Raw genomic sequence first — 17058 nt, forward strand, 5'->3', positions numbered from 1 at the left:
ACCTCCAACAAACGGGCGCTCGTACCGACCAGTGCCCTCGTGCCCCCGTGCCCCCGCCGCGCCCTCGTGCCCCCGCGCCGGAGGCGTACCGCGACTGTCCCGACACGACCTCGGATCCCGTACGGCGAAAGGCCGCTCGCCTTGTGGGCGGGCGGCCTTTCACGTGCCGGGTGCGCGGATGCGCGGATGGTTCAGGACACCGAGACCTTCGCGGGTTCGGTGAGGGCGCCTCGCGGTTCGGCGGGGCGGCCGGCGCGGCGGACCGGGATCATCGTGGCGATGATCGCCGCGGCGAAGGCCAGGCCGCAGCCGATCATCATGCCGGTGTGGATGCCGGCCTCGGACGGGATGGCGCGACCGCCGAAGTCCGTGGTCATCTGCGACAGGACCACACCGATCATCGCGGCGCAGACCGAGCTGCCGACCGCGCGCATCAGGGTGTTGAAGCTGTTGGCCGAGCCGGTCTCCGACACGGGCACGGCCCCCATGATCAGCGCGGGCATCGCGCCGTACGCCAGGCCGAGACCCGTCATGCAGATGCAGCTGACGAGCGTCACCGTCCACGGGTGGCCGAACAGGAAGGTCGACGACCCGTACCCGAGCGACATGATCAGCGCCCCGGCGACCAGCGTCACCTTGGGCCCGCGCGCGGCGGACAGGCGCGCGCCGAGCGGGGAGGTGATCATCATCATCAGCCCGGCGGGGGCCATCCACAGGCCCATGTGCAGCATCGACTGGCCGAGGCCGTAGCCGGTCTCCTTGGGGAGTTGCAGGAGCTGAGGGAGAATCAGCGACTGCGCGTACATCGCGAGTCCGAGGACGATCGAGGCGACGTTCGTCATCAGGACCGTCGGCCGGGCGGTGATGCGCAGGTCGACGAGCGGCTGGTCGGTGCGCAGTTCCCACCAGCCCCACACCACCATGGCCACCAGCGACGTCGCGATGAGCCCCAGCGTCAGGCCGCTGCCCCAGCCCCAGTCGGCGCCCTTCGAGACCGCCAGCAGCAGGCAGACGAGGACGGTGCTCAGACCCATCGCGCCGACGTAGTCGAACCTTCCGCCGGGGCGGCCGGGTGTCGGCGGCACGATCCGCCAGATCAGAACGGCGATCACCGCGGCCAGCGCGGCGGTGGCCCAGAACAGCACCCGCCAGTTGGCGTTGCCGATGACGGTGGCCGAGACCGGCAGGCCGAGTGCCGCGCCGATGCCGAGGGACGAGCTGATCAGGGCGATCCCGGAGCCGAGCCGCTCGGGCGGCAGCAGTTCGCGCAGCGCGCTGACGCCCAGGGAGACCATGCCCATGCCCATGCCCTGCAGGCAGCGTCCGACGATCATCGGGATGAGGGAGGTGGCGAGCGCACAGATCACCGAGCCCACGATCAGCGGGATCGTGCAGACCAGCAGCATGCGGCGCTTCCCGTACAGGTCGCCGAGTCTGCCGCTCACCGGGACGCAGACCGACGAGGTCAGCAGCGTCGCGGTGATGACCCAGGCCGTGTTCGAGGACGAGGTGCCCAGGATGTGCGGCAGGTCGGCGATCAGGGGTACGACCATGCTCTGCGTGATCGACGCAGTGATCCCGCCGAGAGCCAGCACGGCGATGATGGCGCCGCCGGTCTTGACGGTGGGTGTGGAGCTGTCCACGTGGATCTCCCGTTTCTTGGTGCAGCTCTATGCGCCCTGCACATGGTGTGCATGCTGCACACCGCATGTACAACACATATCAGGTGCACCGTACACATTTAATGTGACGCGGAGATGACCACAAGAATGTGGAGAGTTACATCGAGCCGACCGCGGTGGCAAAACCGCAGGTGGGAGGCCCGTCAACGGACACCGAAAGGCAACCGGACGGGTGTTCGCGGACGCCGGGCGCCGTCGGAACGCGCGGTTTCGTGACGAGGCTCACCGCGAAGTCGACGGTTTGTGAACAGAGTCTGGCGTCATCCGGAGTATCGCGCTGCGAGCGAGATCACACCAGGGCGTCGAGTTCGGCCGACACCTCCGCCGGGATCGCGATGTGCGCCGCCGTGAGTCGCGCGTCGAGTTCGGCGGTCGTCCGCGCTTCGACGAGCACGGTCGTGATCGGCCGCGTGTACTGCCAGGCGAGGTCCAACTGCCATGCCGTGCACCCGAGTCCGGCGGCGATGCGGTCGATGGCGGCCTCCCGGCCGGGCCGCGTCGCGGCGCCCCGGGCGGCCCCGGTTCCGGCCGCGGGCGCCCCGCGCCCGATGAAGCCGACGCCCTCCTCCGCCGCCAGCGGAAAGTGCTCGCGTTCGGCCTCGCGGGCACCCAGGTGGTATTCGCCCTGACAGGAGATGAACCGGGCCCGGCCCAGCCGGTCGCTCACCGCCAGCGCCTTCATCAGGCGGTACGCGGGCAGGTTCGCCGCGCCGATGTACAACACCTTTCCGGCGCGGACGAGTTCGTCCAGCGCGTCGATCGTCTCCTCCAGCGGGGTGGCCGGGTCGTCGACGTGGAGCTGGCACAGGTCGATGTGGTCGGTCCCGAGCCGGCGCAGGCTGGCCTCGCACGCGGCGCGGATGTGGCGGCGGCTGTTGGCGGTGTCCCGCGAACCGGCGGCGGGCGGGGCGATCGTCGCGGCGAGCACCGCCTCGGCCCGCCGGTCGCGCAGCGCCCGCCCGCAGATCTCCTCCGCGCCGGGGTCCGTGCCGCCGGTGTCGATGAGGTTGCCGCCGGCGTCGAGGTAGTGGAGCACGGTCTCGACGGCGGTCCGCTCGTCGCGACCCGGGCCCGGGACACCGAGGTTCGCGGCGTTCAGCGCGAGGCGGGAGACCCGGAGGCCGCTGTCGCCCAGGCGGCGGTACTGGGGCACCAGGGGCGCGGCCGGGGAGGCGGCGGATGCGGCACCGGCGCCGGTACGGGCCGGAGAGCCGGTGCCGGGCCGGGCCGCTCCGGCGGGCCGCCGTCCCGTCGCGTCCGCGACGCTTGGCGCCCCGACCTCCTCGCCTTGCGCGCCCGCCGCCTCGGGCTCCCCCGGTTCCGCTGCGCGCGCGGAGCCCTCCGCCGCGTCTCCGCGCACCAGGGCGCCGCGCAGGAACAGCCCCACCGCGTGCCGGATATGGCGCTCCTCGTCCTCCGGCGAGCGCTGCGTCCCGTACGCCGCCAGCCACGCCGGCATCGCGCCCACCTGGGCGAAGAACTGCTCGGCGGCCAGTTCGATGTCCGGCACCGCGATGGTGCCCGCGCGCTCGTGGCGGCGCAGCAGGTCGATCAGCACCTTGATGCGCGGGGTCCACGTCACCGCCTGCGAACTCGCCGCGAACGCGGGGAAGCGGCCCGCGACCGCGATCGACATGCGGCTGAGGCGCACGAGGTCCGGGTCGACCGAGCGGGCCAGGATCGCCCGGGCCATGACGGTCAGCGCCTCGGCGAGGTCGTCCGGCAGCGGCTCCGCGACCCGTTCGTCGCGTTCGTGGCGGGTCAGGGCCCACTTGGTCACCGCGATGAACAGCGCGCGCTTGTCGGCGTAGCGGGAGTACAGCGTGCCCTTGGTGATGCCCGCGGCCTGGGCCACCGACTCCATGGTGGTGGCGTCGTACCCGTGTTCGAGGAACGTGTCGAAGGCGGCGCGCCGCAGCCGCTCGGTCAGCTCGGCCGCTTCGGTCGATGTCGGGCGCCCGCCCGTGCGTGGACGTGTGCTGCCCGCCTTGGACTCCGCCATTACTGTACGACTCCGTCTGTATAGATCCACCGCCCTGGGCCGGCCCGGGTGCGAAACCGCATCCGGACATGGGGTGGCCCCGCTGCCGAGCGGAACTCATTGACCCATAACCGTACCGAGTCGTACGGTTATGCATCGCCCGCACTGTTGCAGCGACTCCGAGGCAGACTACGCCGGGCATCGGAGATGTCCATCCGACGGCGAATCGGCGGCTGGTTCAGGCGGCAGGTGACGAGAAGGGAAAACCGCTTTATGCACCGCGATGACATGATCCTGATCAGCGTCGACGACCACATCATCGAGCCGCCGGACATGTTCGTGAACCACCTGCCCGAGCGCTACAAGGACGACGCCCCGCGCCTCGTCCACCGCGAAGACGGCACCGACGTCTGGCAGTTCCGCGACACGGTGATCACGAACTCCGCGCTGAACGCCGTCGCCGGGCGCCCCAAGGAGGAGTACGGGCTGGAGCCCCAGGGCCTCGACGAGATCCGGCCCGGCTGCTACGACGTCGACGAGCGCGTCAAGGACATGAACGCGGGCGGGATGCTCGCGCAGATGAACTTCCCGTCGTTCCCCGGCTTCGCGGCCCGGCTCTTCGCCACCGAGGACGTGGACTTCTCCCTCGCGCTGGTCCGCGCGTACAACGACTGGCACGTCGACGAGTGGTGCGGCAGGCACCCGGGCCGCTTCATCCCGATGGCGCTGCCGGTGATCTGGGACGCCCAGTTGTGTGCCGCCGAGGTGCGCCGCAACGCGAAGAAGGGCGTGCACTCGCTCACCTTCACGGAGAACCCGTCGGCGCTCGGCTACCCCAGCTTCCACGACGAGTACTGGAACCCGCTGTGGAAGGCGTGCTGCGACACCAACACGGTCGTGTCGATCCACATCGGCTCGTCGGGACGCATGGTCTCACTGCCGTCTGCCGACTCGCCGCCGGACGTGATGATCACCCTCCAGCCGATGAACATCGTCTCGGCCGCGGCCGACCTGCTGTGGTCGCGCGTCATCAAGGACTTCCCGGACATCAAAATCGCGCTCTCCGAGGGCGGCACCGGGTGGATCCCCTACTTCCTGGAACGCGTCGACCGCACCTTCGACATGCACGCCACCTGGACGCTCCAGGACTTCGGCGGCAAGCTCCCGTCCGAGGTCTTCCGCGAGCACTTCCTCACGTGCTTCATCTCCGACCCCCTCGGCCTCAAGCTGCGCCACGACATCGGCATCGACAACATCACGTGGGAATGCGACTACCCGCACTCCGACTCGATGTGGCCGAACGCCCCCGAGGAACTGTGGCGCGACTTCACACGCCACGACGTCCCGGACGAGGACATCAACAAGATCACGTTCGAGAACGCCATGCGCTGGTACTCCTTCGACCCGTTCACCCACATCCCCCGCGACCAGGCCACCGTGGGCGCGCTGCGCGCCAAGGCCGAAGGACACGACATCAGCGTCCGGTCCCGCAGTCACCGCGTCGTGGACCCGTCCGACAAGCTGGAGGCGTTCCGCGACCGTGCCCGCATGGCCGCGGTGGCACCGAGCTGACGCTCCGCCCCGAGGAGCCGCACGGCGCGGTGGGACCGGCGGGTCCCACCGCCTCGTGCGTCGCCGTCACGGAATCGGGACGAGCAGCACCGGCGCGTGCGCGTGGTGCAGCAGCGCGTGGGTCACCGGGCCGAGGTGGCGTCCGATGCGGCCCGGGCGCTTGTGCGTCGCGACGACCACGAGCGAGGCGTCCCGCGACGCCTCGACCATGACGCGGGCCCGCCCGCCGTTGACCACGTCCTCGACCACGTCGACGGAGTCGGACGCGTCCCCGTGCCGTGCGCGCACCCGCTCCAGCGTCCGCGTCAGGACGGCCTCGCCGTTCTCCCGGCACATGCGGACGGCCTCCGCGGTCGGCCCCGCGCCGGCGAGCCCGTACGCCGGCATGTCGGGGAACGACCAGGCGTGCACGGCCCGCAGGCGCTGCCCCCGCGCGACGGCCTCGGCGTGGGCGGCCTCGACCGCCGGCAGGCACGACTCGTCGGCGACGCCCACGACCACCACGCGTGTGTCGACGCGCGGGGATTCCCCGTCGAACCTCGGCTCCGCGGTGCCGTCGAGCCCCGCACGGACCACCAGCAGCGGGCAGCGTCCCTCCGCCGCGACGGAGCGGCTGACCGAGCCGAGCAGCATGCCGGTGAAGCCGCCGCGCCCCCGGCTGCCCATGACCAGCAGCCCGGCCCGGTCGCCGGCCCGGCCGACGACCTCCTCGGCGACGCCGTGGTCGACGGTCGCGGTGATCGCCAACTCGGGGCGACGCGCCCGCGCGCGGGTCACGGCGGCCTCAAGGATGTCGTCGGACACGCCGAGCAGTTGTTCGCCGTACCACTCGTGGCCCTCGTACGGCTTCCACTCCCATGCGTGCAGGACCTCCAGTCGGGTGCCGCGCAGCGCGGCCTCGTCGGCGGCCCAGTCGACCGCGTTGTCCGCGGCGGGCGATCCGTCGACCGCGACGATCACGTGCGCGCTCGTCCGGTCGTTGTCCTCGGTCATCTCGAACTCCTCGTGACGCAGTGACAGTTGATCGCGCCGGTCCCCCGGCCGCCGCGAGTGGTCGGGGTAACGCCCGGGTCCGGCACGGGTGTTCGCGCCGCGGTCAGACGTGGCGCGTCCTCGGGCCGACCACGTCGCTCAGGGGTCGGCGCGGCGTGGGCGGCACCTCGGTGCCCATGCCGAGCCGCAGCACCATTTGCGCGGTGCCGAAGTGCTTGGCCTCGGAGGCGACTTCGTCCCGCAGGTCGGGGTATTCCAGGGCCTGGTTGGCGAACGACGCGGCGACGCCGTACCGGGTGCCGGTGACCAGGACGCGCAGCAGCGCCTGCCCCGCGACGAGCCACTGCACCGGCGTGTCGTCGCGGGTCTCCAGGACCGCGAGCGTCGGGTGGCGCTCGAAGGCGGTCGTGCCGCGCCCCGGGGTGTCCCGTCCGACGGCGAGGTCGCGCACCGCGCCGGTGGGGTCCTGCGGTCGCGGGCCCAGGCTGCGGGCGGGCACGCCGTCGCGGCGGTGCCGGGCGTCGGGCGCGTCCACCCAGGCGGCGCGTTCCTCGCGGAGGTAGTCGTCCTCCAGGCCGGTCGCCACGCGGATGAGCGTCAGCAGGTGTTCGTACGCCGGCTCGCGCCCGACGACCCGCAGCCACGTGCCCTCGTCGCGCGCGGCGTCGCGCAGATACTCCAGGACGAGCGACGGGATGGCCGTGTCGCGGAACGGCGCCCGGTTGGTGCGGCGGCTCGGCAGGCTCCAGTACAGCGTCTCGAACCGCGGGTCGGGCGCGGCGCCCACGACCCGGAGGCGCGCGGCGTACAGCGGTTCGTGCGGGGCGGGGAGCAGGGCGGTGTCGGTGCCGAGCCCGAGCGACGCGTAACCCAGGCGCGCGGCGAACGCGGCGGCGCCGCACGCGATGTGCGCCTCGCGGCCGTCCGGATCGGCGCGGGGCAGCACGCGCTCGGGGTCGATGTGCACCTCGAGGTCGTCGCCGTCCCACCGGAACCACCACGGCTGCGTGTTGTGCTTGGAGGGCGCCGACGTGGCGGCACGCAGGACGCGCTCGCGCTGTTTGGGGGTGAGGGGCGCGCGGATCATGATCGACCTCCTGGACGGCGGAGGCGGCTGTTCGTGGACCGCCCGGTGACTCCAGACTCCTCGGCGGCGTGCGGACCGGGCAGGGCCGTCGGACCCGGGCCCCAGGGCCGAACGGCCCGTGTTCGCGACGCACGGGATCGCGTGGCGGGGGAGCCGCCCCGAGGCGTTCGCGACACGGCTTCCCGCGGGTCCCTCGGCCGCGGCCCGCCGCCGAGACGGGACGCCGCCGCTCCCGGGGTGCGGGATTCGGACTCTCCGGCTCCGGCGCGCTTCGGGGCGTTACGTGTGGTCGCGCGACGGCCGACGCCCCGGGCCGGCCGGTTGTGTGTACCGCGCATTGCCCCGTGCCGCGGGCGTCAAACGATCGCGTGCGGCGCGGCCGGGGACCGCACGGGCGGCGTCCCGGCGCCCGGCCCGGCCGCGCCGGGAGAGGGCGTCACGACGGCGGGGCGTGCCCCCGCGGCCCGGGCGTTTCGCGACTGCGCGGCCCCGACGCGGGAAAGCGCAGGCCATGGTGAATGCCAAACACGTCCTGGTCGTCAACGCGGGGTCGTCGAGTCTGAAGCTGTCCGTCCTCGGGCCCGACGGCACCGCCCGGTGCCGGGCCGACCTGCGGGTCCCCGACTTCATTCCGCCCGCCGCGGTCGGCGAGTTCGTCCGCGGGGCCGGGCCGATCGACGCGGTCGGGCACCGCGTGGTGCACGGCGGCGACGTGTTCCCGGGGCCGGTCCGGGTGTCGCCCGAGACGGTCGCCGGCATCGCGTCGCTGACGCCGCTCGCGCCCCTGCACCAGGGGCGGGCGCTCGCCGCGATCGACGCGGTGCGCGAGGCGCTGCCGACGACGCCGGCGGTGGCGTGCTTCGATACGGCGTTCCACCGCTCGCTGCCCGCCGAAGCGGCGACGTACGCGCTGCCGCGCGCGTGGCGCGACCGGTGGCACCTGCGGCGCTACGGCTTCCACGGCCTGTCCCACGCGTATGCCGCGGGCCGCGCGGCGGGGCTCACCGGGCTGGATCCGGCGTCCGTGCGCGTGGTCACGTGCCATCTGGGGGCCGGGGCGTCGCTGTGCGCGGTGCGCGGCGGCGTGTCCGTCGATACGACGATGGGCTTCACGCCGACCGAGGGCCTGGTGATGGCGACCCGTCCCGGCGACGTCGACGCGGGTCTCGTGGTGCGGCTGCTGCGCGAGGGCGTCGGGCTCGACGACCTGGACGACGCGCTGGAGCACCGCTCGGGCCTGGCGGCGCTCGCGGGCCACGGCGGCGACATGCGCGCGATCCGCGAGGCGGCGGACCGGGGCGACGAGGCCGCACGGGCCGCGCGGCGGATGTACGCGTACCGGATCCGGACCCACGTCGCCGCGATGGCCGCCGCGATGGGCGGTCTCGACGTGCTCGTGTTCACCGGCGGCGTCGGCGAACACGACTCCGGCGTACGGGCGGCGGCCACCGAGCACCTGGGGTTCCTGGGCGTCGCGGTGGCCCCGGACGCCAACGAGGAAGCGCACGCCGACGCCGACATCACGGCGCCGGGAGCGGCGGTGCGCTCCCTCGTCGTCACCGCACGCGAGGACGTCGAGGTCGCGGCCGAGACCCGGCGCCTGCTGGCGCCGTGAGAGTGCCCCCGACGGCCGCCCCTCAGCCCGCTCCGCCCGGGGGCCTCCGATGCACCTCGGTGGCGAACACCGCGGCCTGTACGCGGCGTTCGAGGCCGAGTTTGGCCAGCAGCGCGGAGACGTAGTTCTTCACCGTCTTCTCCGCGAGCCGCATCCGCTCGGCGATCTGCCGGTTCGTCAGGCCCTGCGTCACGAGGTCCAGCACTTCGCGTTCGCGGGCGGACAGTTCGGCGAGGCGCGGGTCGACGGTGTTGCCGGTGCGGACGCGGTCGAGCACCTTGGCGGTGATGACCGGGTCGAGCAGCGACTGCCCGGCGGCGACGCGGCGCACCCCGTCGACGAGGTCGTTGCCGCGGATCTGCTTGAGCACGTAGCCGGCGGCGCCGGCCATGATCGCGGCGAAGAGCGCGTCCTCGTCGTCGTACGACGTCAGGATCAGCGCCTTGATGTGCGGGAACCGGGAGCGGACCTCGCGGCACACGTCGATGCCGCTGCCGTCCGGCAGCCGCCCGTCGAGGACGGCGACGTCCGGGTCGAGCGCGGGGATGCGGCGCATCGCCTCCCGCGCGGACGCGGACTCGCCCACGACCTCGATGTCGGGCTCGGCGCCGAGCAGGTCGCACAGGCCTCGGCGGACGATCTCGTGGTCGTCGAGCAGGAACACCCGGATCGGCGGGCTCGGGGACGTCATCGGGGTCTCGCCTCCGTCTTCCTCGGCCGGTGGTGCGGCCTCTGTGTCGTGTGCCGTGCCGTCGTCCAGTCTCGCGAGCGCGCCCCGGCCGCCGACAGGCACGTGTACGGCCGTCTCCCCCGGGCAGTCGAGGCACCGAGCGGGCCGCACCGGGCCGGGAGGGGTAGGGACCGACCCGCCCGATGCCGCCCGATCCGAGACTGCCGAAGCGGGCCGCCGGGCCCCAGGGCCGAACGGCCCTGGTGTCGCGCGCCACATCCGGGGCAGCGTTCCAGGCGGCGGACGGGAGCGCCGGGGACGCGGCGCGCGATCTCCGAGGAGGACCCATGACCGACCTCATCCCGGTGGCCGGCACCCGGCTCACCGCGACGCACACGGTGAACGCGTGGTGGCGGGCCGCGAACTATCTCGCGGTCGGCCAGCTCTACCTCATGGACAACCCGCTGCTCACCGAGCCGTTGCGGCCCGAACACGTCAAGCCGAGGCTGCTCGGCCACTGGGGTACCTGTCCCGGCCTGAACCTGGTGTACGCGCACCTCAACCGCGTCATCCGGGAGCGCGGCACGACGATGATGCACGTGACCGGGCCCGGCCACGGCGGTCCGGCGGCGCTCGCGGGCGCGTGGCTGGACGGCACGTACACCGAGCGCTACCCGGACGTGTCGCGCGACATCGCGGGCATGCGGACGCTGTTCCGGGAGTTCTCGTTCCCGGGTGGCGTGCCGAGCCACATCGCGCCGTGTGTGCCCGGTTCGATCCACGAGGGCGGCGAGCTGGGCTACAGCCTGTCCCACGCGTTCGGCGCGGCGTTCGACAACCCCGACCTGGTGGTCGCCTGCGTCATCGGCGACGGCGAGGCGGAGACGGGCCCGCTGGCCGCGTCCTGGCACGGGACGAAGTTCCTGAGCCCGGTCTCGGACGGCGCGGTGCTGCCGATCCTGCACCTCAACGGCTGGAAGATCGCCAACCCCGCGGTCCTCGCCCGCCTGCCCCGCGAGGAGCTGGACGCGCTGCTGACCGGCTGCGGCTGGGTGCCGGAGTACGTCGAGGGCGACGACCCCGACACCGTGCACACCGCGCTCGCGCGGGCGCTGGACCGCTCGCTCGACGAGATCGCGCGCATCCAGGCGGCGGCGCGCGACGGCCGCGAGGTCGGCCGCCCGCACTGGCCCATGATCGTGCTGCGCACCCCCAAGGGCTGGACGGGCCCGCACGAGGTCGACGGGCAGCCGGTCGAGGGCACGTGGCGGTCCCACCAGGTCCCGCTGACGGCCGTGCGGGAGAACCCGGAGCACCTGCGCCTGCTGGAGCGGTGGCTGCGCTCGTACCGGCCCGACGAGTTGTTCGACACCGAGGGGCGGCCCACGGCCGACGTGCTCGCCAACGTGCCCCCCGGCGACGCGCGCCTCGGTGCGGTGCCGCACGCCAACGGCGGCCTGCTCGTACGCTCCCTGCCGCTGCCGGACGTGGCCGACTACGCGGTCGGCGTCCCCGCCCCCGGCTTCGGCCTCGACGAGCCCACGCGGGCGCTGGGCGCGTGGCTGCGGGACGTGATGGCGGCGAGCGCGCCGCGCCGCGACTTCCGGATGTTCGGCCCGGACGAGACCGCGTCGAACCGCCTCGCGGCGGTGTACGAGGCGAGCCCCAAGGCGTGGCAGGGCCCGTTCCTCGACGTGGACCAACACCTCGCGGGCGACGGCCGGGTGATGGAGATCCTGTCCGAACACACGTGCCAGGGCTGGCTGGAGGGCTACCTGCTGACCGGACGCCACGGCGTGTTCTCGACCTACGAGGCGTTCACCCACCTGGTCTCGTCGATGTTCAACCAGCACGCGAAGTGGCTGCACGAGTCGGCGAAACTCGACTGGCGGCCCCCGATCCCGTCGCTCAACTACCTTCTGACGTCGCACGTCTGGCGTCAGGACAACAACGGCTTCTCGCACCAGGACCCCGGGTTCGTCGACCATGTGGTCAACAAACGGCCCGAGGTCGTCCGCGTCTACTTCCCGCCGGACGCCAACACGCTGCTGGTCACCGCGGACCACGTGCTGCGCAGCCGCGGGCTGGTCAACGTCGTCGTCGCGGGCAAGCAGCCGACGCCGAGTTGGCTCGACATCGAGTCCGCCCGCCTGCACTGCGTCCGGGGCGCGGGAGTATGGGAGTTCGCGTCCAACGACCAGGGTTCGCCGGACGTCGTGCTGGCCTGTGCGGGCGACGTGCCGACCCTCGAAACCCTCGGCGCCGTCGACCTGTTGCGCCGCCACCTGCCCGAACTGCGGGTGCGGGTGGTCAACATCGTCGACCTGATGCGGCTGCTGCCGCCGTCCGAGCACCCGCACGGGATGCCCGACGCCGACTACGACGCGTTGTTCGGCACGGACGTGCCGGTGATCTTCGCGTACCACGGCTATCCGTGGCTGATCCACCGCATGACGTACCGGCGGCAGGGCCACGCCCAGCTGCACGTCCGCGGATACAAGGAATTCGGCACCACCACAACGCCGTTCGACATGGTCGTCCTCAACGACATGGACCGCTACCAGCGCGTCATCGACGTCATCGACCGCGTCCCGACCCTGGGCCGCAACGCCGCCGACGTGCGCCAGCTCATGACGGACATGCGCACCCGCCACCACTCCTGGATCCGCGAACACGGCGAGGACATGCCGGAGATCCGCGACTGGCGGTGGAACGTCCCGGCGGGGGAGGGCGGCCAGGCTTCCGGATGACCCGTGGGCGGACCTCTCCCCCGCCGCCGTGCGGCCCCCGCCGACTCCCCTCCCCACCCCATCCCCACCCCCTCCCCACCCCACCGGTTCGTCCGCCGACCCGCCCGGCGGCAGAATGGGGGCCGCCACACAGCTTCCGGGGCCGCCGCGTGCCGACTCCGTCACCTGGGGGAGAGGCCATGCCGGACGACGCCGGGACGGACCGCGGGCACGACGCGAAGCGCGCACCGCTCCCCCGCATGCGCCTCGACGAACTGCTCGACGAGCTCCAGGCGCACATCGGCGTCGTGCGGGCGACGCGCGACCGGGTCCACACGCTCCTGGAGGCCGTCCTCGCGGTGGGGAGCGATCTGGAGCTGGAGACGGTGCTGCGGCGGATCGTGGAATCCGCCGCAACCCTGGTCGACGCCCGATACGGCGCGCTCGGCGTGATCGGGGACGAAGGGCGGCTCGCCCGGTTCCTGCCGGTCGGGCTGGATGCCGACACCATCGCGCGGATCGGGTCGTTCCCGGCCGGCCGGGGCATTCTCGGCCTGGTGATCCGCGATCCGCATCCGATCCGCCTGCACGAGATCGCGCGGCATCCCGAGTCGTTCGGTTTCCCGCCGAACCACCCGCCGATGAGCACGTTTCTGGGTGTGCCCATCCGCATCCGCGACGAGGTGTTCGGCAATCTCTACCTGACCGAGAAGCGCGGCGGCGCGGATTTCGACGACGACGACGAGGCCGTGCTGCGCACGCTCGCCGCCGCCGCGGGCGTCGCGATCGACAACGCGCGGTTGTACGACCGGGCGCGGCGGCGCGAGCAGTGGCTCGCGGCGGCCTCGGAGCTGACGCGGAGCCTGCTGTCCGGTGCCGACCCGTCCGACGTGCTGCGGTCCTTCGCGGGCACGGTCCGCGAGATGGCCGACGCCGACCTGGTGACGCTCGCCGTCCCGATCCCGGGCACCGGTGACCTGGTCATCGACGCGGCCCACGGGCTGCGCGCGGACGCCGTGCGCGGCCTGGTGCTGGGCGGCGGGCCGACGCTGGTGGGCACCGTCCACGCCACGAACGAGATCGCCGTGACGGAGGATCTGGCCGCGGATCCGCGCGTACGCGGGCACGGCGGCAGCGACGCGTACCAGGGCATGGGGGCGGCGTTCATGCTCCCCCTCGGGACGCCGGAGCACGTGCGCGGCGTGCTCCAGGTCATGGCGCGGTCCGGGCGGCCCCCGTTCTCCGACGCGGCCGTCGCGATGGTCTCGGGGTTCGCCGGGCACGCGGCACTCGCCCTGGAGGTCGCCGAACGGCGGCGCGACGCCGAGTTGCTGACGGTCTTTCAGGAACGCGACCGGATCGCGCGCGACCTGCATGACGTGGCCATCCAGCGGCTTTTCGCGTCCGGCATGTCGCTCCAGGGCGTCACTCGGATCGTCGATCGCCAGGACGCCGTCGACCGGATCATGCGGAACGTCGACGACCTGGACGAGACCATCCGGCTCATCCGGTCGACGATCTTCTCGCTCAAGGCCCGCGAGCGCGGCAAGGGGACGGGGCTGCGCACGCGCGTCCTCCAGCTCGCCGACGAGGCGGGCGAACACCTGGGCTTCGCCCCGACGTTGCGCCTGGAGGGCCTGCTCGACACGGCCGTCCCCGAGGAGTTCGCCGACCACGTCGTCGCGGTGCTGCGCGAGGCCCTGTCGAACGTCGCCCGGCACGCCGGGGCGACGCGCGCCGAGGTCGCGCTGGAGGCCACCGCGACGGAGGTGCGCGTGACGGTGACGGACAACGGCACGGGCATCCCCGCGGACCGCACCCGCAGCAGCGGCCTCGCCAACCTCGCGGCGCGGGCGGCGGATCTCGGCGGCGCCTTCGCGGTCGCCGCGCGGGACGACGCCCGCGGGACGGTGCTGGCGTGGCGCGCGCCCTACCCGGACGCCGGGTGACCGCCGCGACCATGATCCGGACGGCAGCGTCCGGTTTCCCGCGCGCGGCGGATCAGGTGCGGCGGGAGATACGCCGTCCCGTCACGAGTTCGACGCGGACGCGGACCACGCGGTTGTGGTCGCCGGGCGCCCACGGCACGGGCGCGACCGCGAGCAGGCGTTCGTAGTCGGCGCCGCCCGTGAGGAGTTCGGCCAGCCCGGTGACCACCACGCTCCAGCCCGCACGGCGCGCGGGGTCGATCTGGTCGGCCTCGAACGCGACGACGTTGCCGTCGAGCGCGCCCGCGAACCGGGAGTCGCCGCGCACCCGGAAGACCACGTCGGGCCCGTGGACGGCGAAGTTGACCGGCCGGACCGCCGGCAGCGCGCGTTGGGAGAACACCACGCGCCCGATGGGTGCGGTCGCCAACAGGGCCAGGGCTTCGTCCCTGCCGAGGTCAATCATGCGCGCCCGACGGACGACGCCGGGTCCCGCGCTCTCGTTCCGCATCCGAAGATCCTCGCCGGACGCCGCCCTCGCCGACAGGGCCGAACGGCCCCCTACCCCGCCCCCTCCAGCAGCCCGGCCGGCACCCCCGGCAGGTCGTGGTCCGTCACCACCCCGACCGCGGAGAACGCGATCCGCCGCGCCGGGTGGACCGGCGCGGCGGATCGGGCGGACGTGCCTCAGTGGTGGACCAGTTGGCGGTTCGGCGTCGGGGGCTTGGGGGCGTTGCCGCGGGGGCCCAGGAGGAGGGGAATGAGGTTGATGAGGAGGCCGGCTATCGCGACGCCGGTGACGACGTTGACGCCGGGGCGGAACGGGCCGATGTCGGTGTCGCCGGCGGTGGCTCCGGTGGTGACCGCGGTGACCACCGCGAGGATGAAGGCGGCGCCGACCTGGCCGGAGGTCTGGACGAGGCCGGAGGCCAGGCCCTGTTCGGAGTCGTCGATGCCTTCGGTGGCCTGCGCCATGATCGCGCTGAACCCGAACCCGAAGCCGCCGCCGAGGAGGAGCATCGTGGGCAGGATCGTGAGGGCGTAGCCCGGGGTGGTTCCGGCGGTGGCGAGGAACCACACGTAGCCCAGGCTCAGGGACGTCATCGACGCGACGAGGAACGGCGCGGTGCCGTAGCGGTTGATGAGGCGCCCCATAAAGGGCGATCCGAAGGCGACGACGAGGCCGGCGGGAAGCAGGCCGAGGGCCATGCGCAGCGCGGACCAGCCGAGGCCGTCCTGGAGGTAGAGCGTCATCACGAACTGGAAGCTCATGTAGGAGCCCATCAGGGCGATGATGCTGATGTTCGCGCGGACGACCGTGGGGACGCGCAGGATGCCGAGCCGTACCAGCGGGTGTTCGAGCCGCTTCTCGACGATGACGAAGGTGATGAGAAGGATCGCGGCGAGGACGATCGAGCCGATGGTCAGGGGTGCGGTCCAGCCGCGTTCGGGTGCGGAGACGACGGTGTAGACGGCGAGCAGCATGCCGCCGCTGAGGGTGACGGCTCCGGCGAGGTCGTGGCCGCCGGTGTCGGCGGGCCGGTCGCGCGGGATCAGGAAGTAGCCGGCGATGAGGGCGAGGACGGCCAGCGGCACCGGGATCAGGAACGTCCAGCGCCATCCGACGCTGGTGAGCAGGCCGCCCAGGATGAGGCCGGACGAGTAGCCGCTCGCGCCGAAGACGGAGAACACCGACAGGGCCCTGTTGCGGGCGGGCCCCTCGGGGAACGTCGTGGTCAGGATCGACAGCGCGGTGGGCGCGGTGAACGCGGCGGCGAGGCCCTTGATGAATCGGGTGGCGATGAGCAGGCCGCCGCTGTCGACGAGCCCGCCGAGCAGCGAGGCGGCGGCGAAGACCGCGAGGGCGATGAGGAAGACGCGGCGGCGGCCGAGCAGGTCGGCCGTCCGGCCGCCGAGCATCATCAGGCCGCCGTAGCCGAGCACGTAGCCGTTGACGATCCACTGCAGCGACGTCGCGGAGAGGCCGAGTTCGTGGCCGATCGAGGGAAGGGCGACGCCGACCATGGACACGTCGAGGCCGTCGAGGAAGAGCACGAGGCACAGGACGCCGAGGACGCCCCACAGTCGCGGGGTCCAGTGCTGGGTGGCGGCCGAAGCGCCCGGGGAGGCAAGGGAGTTGGCGCGGGAGGAGCCCGCGAGCGTCTCGTCTGTCGGGGACATGACCGCCAACTTATATGCACGTGCATTGAATGTCTACGCATAAAATGCAGGTGCACTAAATTCTCTTGCATGGTATGAGTGGTCGGCGCTACCCTTCCGGGATGAACGCCGAGGCCTCGTTGATCGACCAGTGGCGGACCCTGCTGTCCGAGTACAGCCGGGTCGCCCACGAGCTCGATCGCACGCTCCAGGCCAGGCACGGCCTGACGATGAGCGACTACGAGGTGCTGGACCGCCTGGTCGCCGCCGACGGCTGCAAGGCTCGGGTCCAGGAGCTGGTCGGCGACCTCCACCTCAGCCAGAGCGCGATGTCGCGCGCCGTGGCCCGGCTGGAGAAGTGCGGCCTCGTCGGGCGCGCCATCTGCGACACCGACCGCCGGGGCGTCTTCGTCACCGCCACCGACGAGGGGCGCGCCGTGCACACCGCCGCGCGCGACACCCAACTTGACGTATTGAAGCGGCAGTTCACGCCCTCCTAGGCGGCCCACCCCGAATCCGCGCGGACCGCCCCCGCACCACCGCGGCACGCGCCCGCGTGCCGCGCGGTTGTCCGCGGCGGGCCGGGGAAACCTTCAAGCGCACACGCGCCGCCCGTCACGCCCCGTGATCCGGCGGCTCCG

12 protein-coding genes are annotated in these 17058 nt (G+C 72.9%); 5 read left to right on the top strand and 7 right to left on the bottom strand.

Going from position 1 to position 17058, the window contains the following annotated elements; translation table 11 throughout:
• Positions 1-191: 191 nt before the first annotated feature.
• Entirely contained in the window at positions 192-1643 is a 1452-nt protein-coding gene (locus tag LO772_RS03430; protein WP_231776837.1) for an MFS transporter, read from the bottom strand.
• Between the two features lie 328 nt (positions 1644-1971).
• Positions 1972-3684 carry an aldo/keto reductase gene (locus LO772_RS03435; RefSeq protein WP_231776838.1) on the bottom strand — a complete coding sequence of 571 codons (1713 nt, stop codon included), beginning with the start codon at positions 3682-3684 and terminating at the stop codon, positions 1972-1974.
• 252 nt (positions 3685-3936) lie between these two features.
• On the opposite strand from LO772_RS03435, the gene LO772_RS03440 reads away from it, so the two are divergent.
• On the top strand, positions 3937-5235 hold the full coding sequence (locus LO772_RS03440; RefSeq protein WP_231776839.1) for an amidohydrolase family protein: 1299 nt from the start codon (positions 3937-3939) through the stop codon (positions 5233-5235).
• A 66-nt stretch (positions 5236-5301) separates the two neighbouring features.
• Here LO772_RS03440 and LO772_RS03445 read toward each other — a convergent pair whose 3' ends face one another.
• On the bottom strand, positions 5302-6228 hold the full coding sequence (locus LO772_RS03445) for a universal stress protein (protein ID WP_231776840.1): 927 nt from the start codon (positions 6226-6228) through the stop codon (positions 5302-5304).
• Positions 6229-6331: 103 nt separating this feature from the next.
• Positions 6332-7315 (bottom strand): Acg family FMN-binding oxidoreductase, encoded by a 984-nt coding sequence (locus LO772_RS03450; RefSeq protein ID WP_231776841.1) that lies wholly within the window; start codon positions 7313-7315, stop codon positions 6332-6334.
• 511 nt (positions 7316-7826) lie between these two features.
• Between LO772_RS03450 and LO772_RS03455 the strand changes: the two genes are divergently transcribed.
• Entirely contained in the window at positions 7827-8930 is a 1104-nt protein-coding gene (locus LO772_RS03455; protein WP_231776842.1) for an acetate/propionate family kinase, read from the top strand.
• Between the two features lie 22 nt (positions 8931-8952).
• Here LO772_RS03455 and LO772_RS03460 read toward each other — a convergent pair whose 3' ends face one another.
• Positions 8953-9621, bottom strand: coding sequence for a response regulator (locus tag LO772_RS03460; protein WP_231776843.1), 669 nt, complete (start codon positions 9619-9621; stop codon positions 8953-8955).
• Positions 9622-9947: 326 nt separating this feature from the next.
• On the opposite strand from LO772_RS03460, the gene LO772_RS03465 reads away from it, so the two are divergent.
• Positions 9948-12350 carry a phosphoketolase family protein gene (locus LO772_RS03465; protein ID WP_231776844.1) on the top strand — a complete coding sequence of 801 codons (2403 nt, stop codon included), beginning with the start codon at positions 9948-9950 and terminating at the stop codon, positions 12348-12350.
• Between the two features lie 179 nt (positions 12351-12529).
• On the top strand, positions 12530-14278 hold the full coding sequence (locus tag LO772_RS03470; RefSeq protein WP_231776845.1) for a GAF domain-containing sensor histidine kinase: 1749 nt from the start codon (positions 12530-12532) through the stop codon (positions 14276-14278).
• A 52-nt stretch (positions 14279-14330) separates the two neighbouring features.
• On the opposite strand, the gene LO772_RS03475 is transcribed toward LO772_RS03470, so the two are convergent.
• Positions 14331-14768 carry a pyridoxamine 5'-phosphate oxidase family protein gene (locus LO772_RS03475; protein ID WP_231776846.1) on the bottom strand — a complete coding sequence of 146 codons (438 nt, stop codon included), beginning with the start codon at positions 14766-14768 and terminating at the stop codon, positions 14331-14333.
• Positions 14769-14944: 176 nt separating this feature from the next.
• Entirely contained in the window at positions 14945-16438 is a 1494-nt protein-coding gene (locus tag LO772_RS03480; protein ID WP_231776847.1) for an MFS transporter, read from the bottom strand.
• A 101-nt stretch (positions 16439-16539) separates the two neighbouring features.
• Here LO772_RS03480 and LO772_RS03485 point away from each other — a divergent pair, with 101 nt between their 5' ends.
• Positions 16540-16917, top strand: coding sequence for a MarR family winged helix-turn-helix transcriptional regulator (locus LO772_RS03485; RefSeq protein ID WP_231776848.1), 378 nt, complete (start codon positions 16540-16542; stop codon positions 16915-16917).
• Positions 16918-17058 lie beyond the last annotated feature (141 nt).

Origin of the sequence: Yinghuangia sp. ASG 101 (genome assembly GCF_021165735.1) — a bacterium.
Lineage (GTDB): Bacteria > Actinomycetota > Actinomycetes > Streptomycetales > Streptomycetaceae > Yinghuangia.

Coding starts and splice junctions, on each gene's coding strand:
- LO772_RS03460 (WP_231776843.1), bottom strand. CDS start 9,621: ATGACGTCCCCGAGCCCGCCGATCCGGGTGTTCCTGCTCGACGACCAC.
- LO772_RS03450 (WP_231776841.1), bottom strand. CDS start 7,315: ATGATCCGCGCGCCCCTCACCCCCAAACAGCGCGAGCGCGTCCTGCGT.
- LO772_RS03435 (WP_231776838.1), bottom strand. CDS start 3,684: ATGGCGGAGTCCAAGGCGGGCAGCACACGTCCACGCACGGGCGGGCGC.
- LO772_RS03475 (WP_231776846.1), bottom strand. CDS start 14,768: ATGCGGAACGAGAGCGCGGGACCCGGCGTCGTCCGTCGGGCGCGCATG.
- LO772_RS03470 (WP_231776845.1), top strand. CDS start 12,530: ATGCCGGACGACGCCGGGACGGACCGCGGGCACGACGCGAAGCGCGCA.
- LO772_RS03455 (WP_231776842.1), top strand. CDS start 7,827: ATGGTGAATGCCAAACACGTCCTGGTCGTCAACGCGGGGTCGTCGAGT.
- LO772_RS03440 (WP_231776839.1), top strand. CDS start 3,937: ATGCACCGCGATGACATGATCCTGATCAGCGTCGACGACCACATCATC.
- LO772_RS03465 (WP_231776844.1), top strand. CDS start 9,948: ATGACCGACCTCATCCCGGTGGCCGGCACCCGGCTCACCGCGACGCAC.
- LO772_RS03445 (WP_231776840.1), bottom strand. CDS start 6,228: ATGACCGAGGACAACGACCGGACGAGCGCGCACGTGATCGTCGCGGTC.
- LO772_RS03480 (WP_231776847.1), bottom strand. CDS start 16,438: ATGTCCCCGACAGACGAGACGCTCGCGGGCTCCTCCCGCGCCAACTCC.
- LO772_RS03485 (WP_231776848.1), top strand. CDS start 16,540: ATGAACGCCGAGGCCTCGTTGATCGACCAGTGGCGGACCCTGCTGTCC.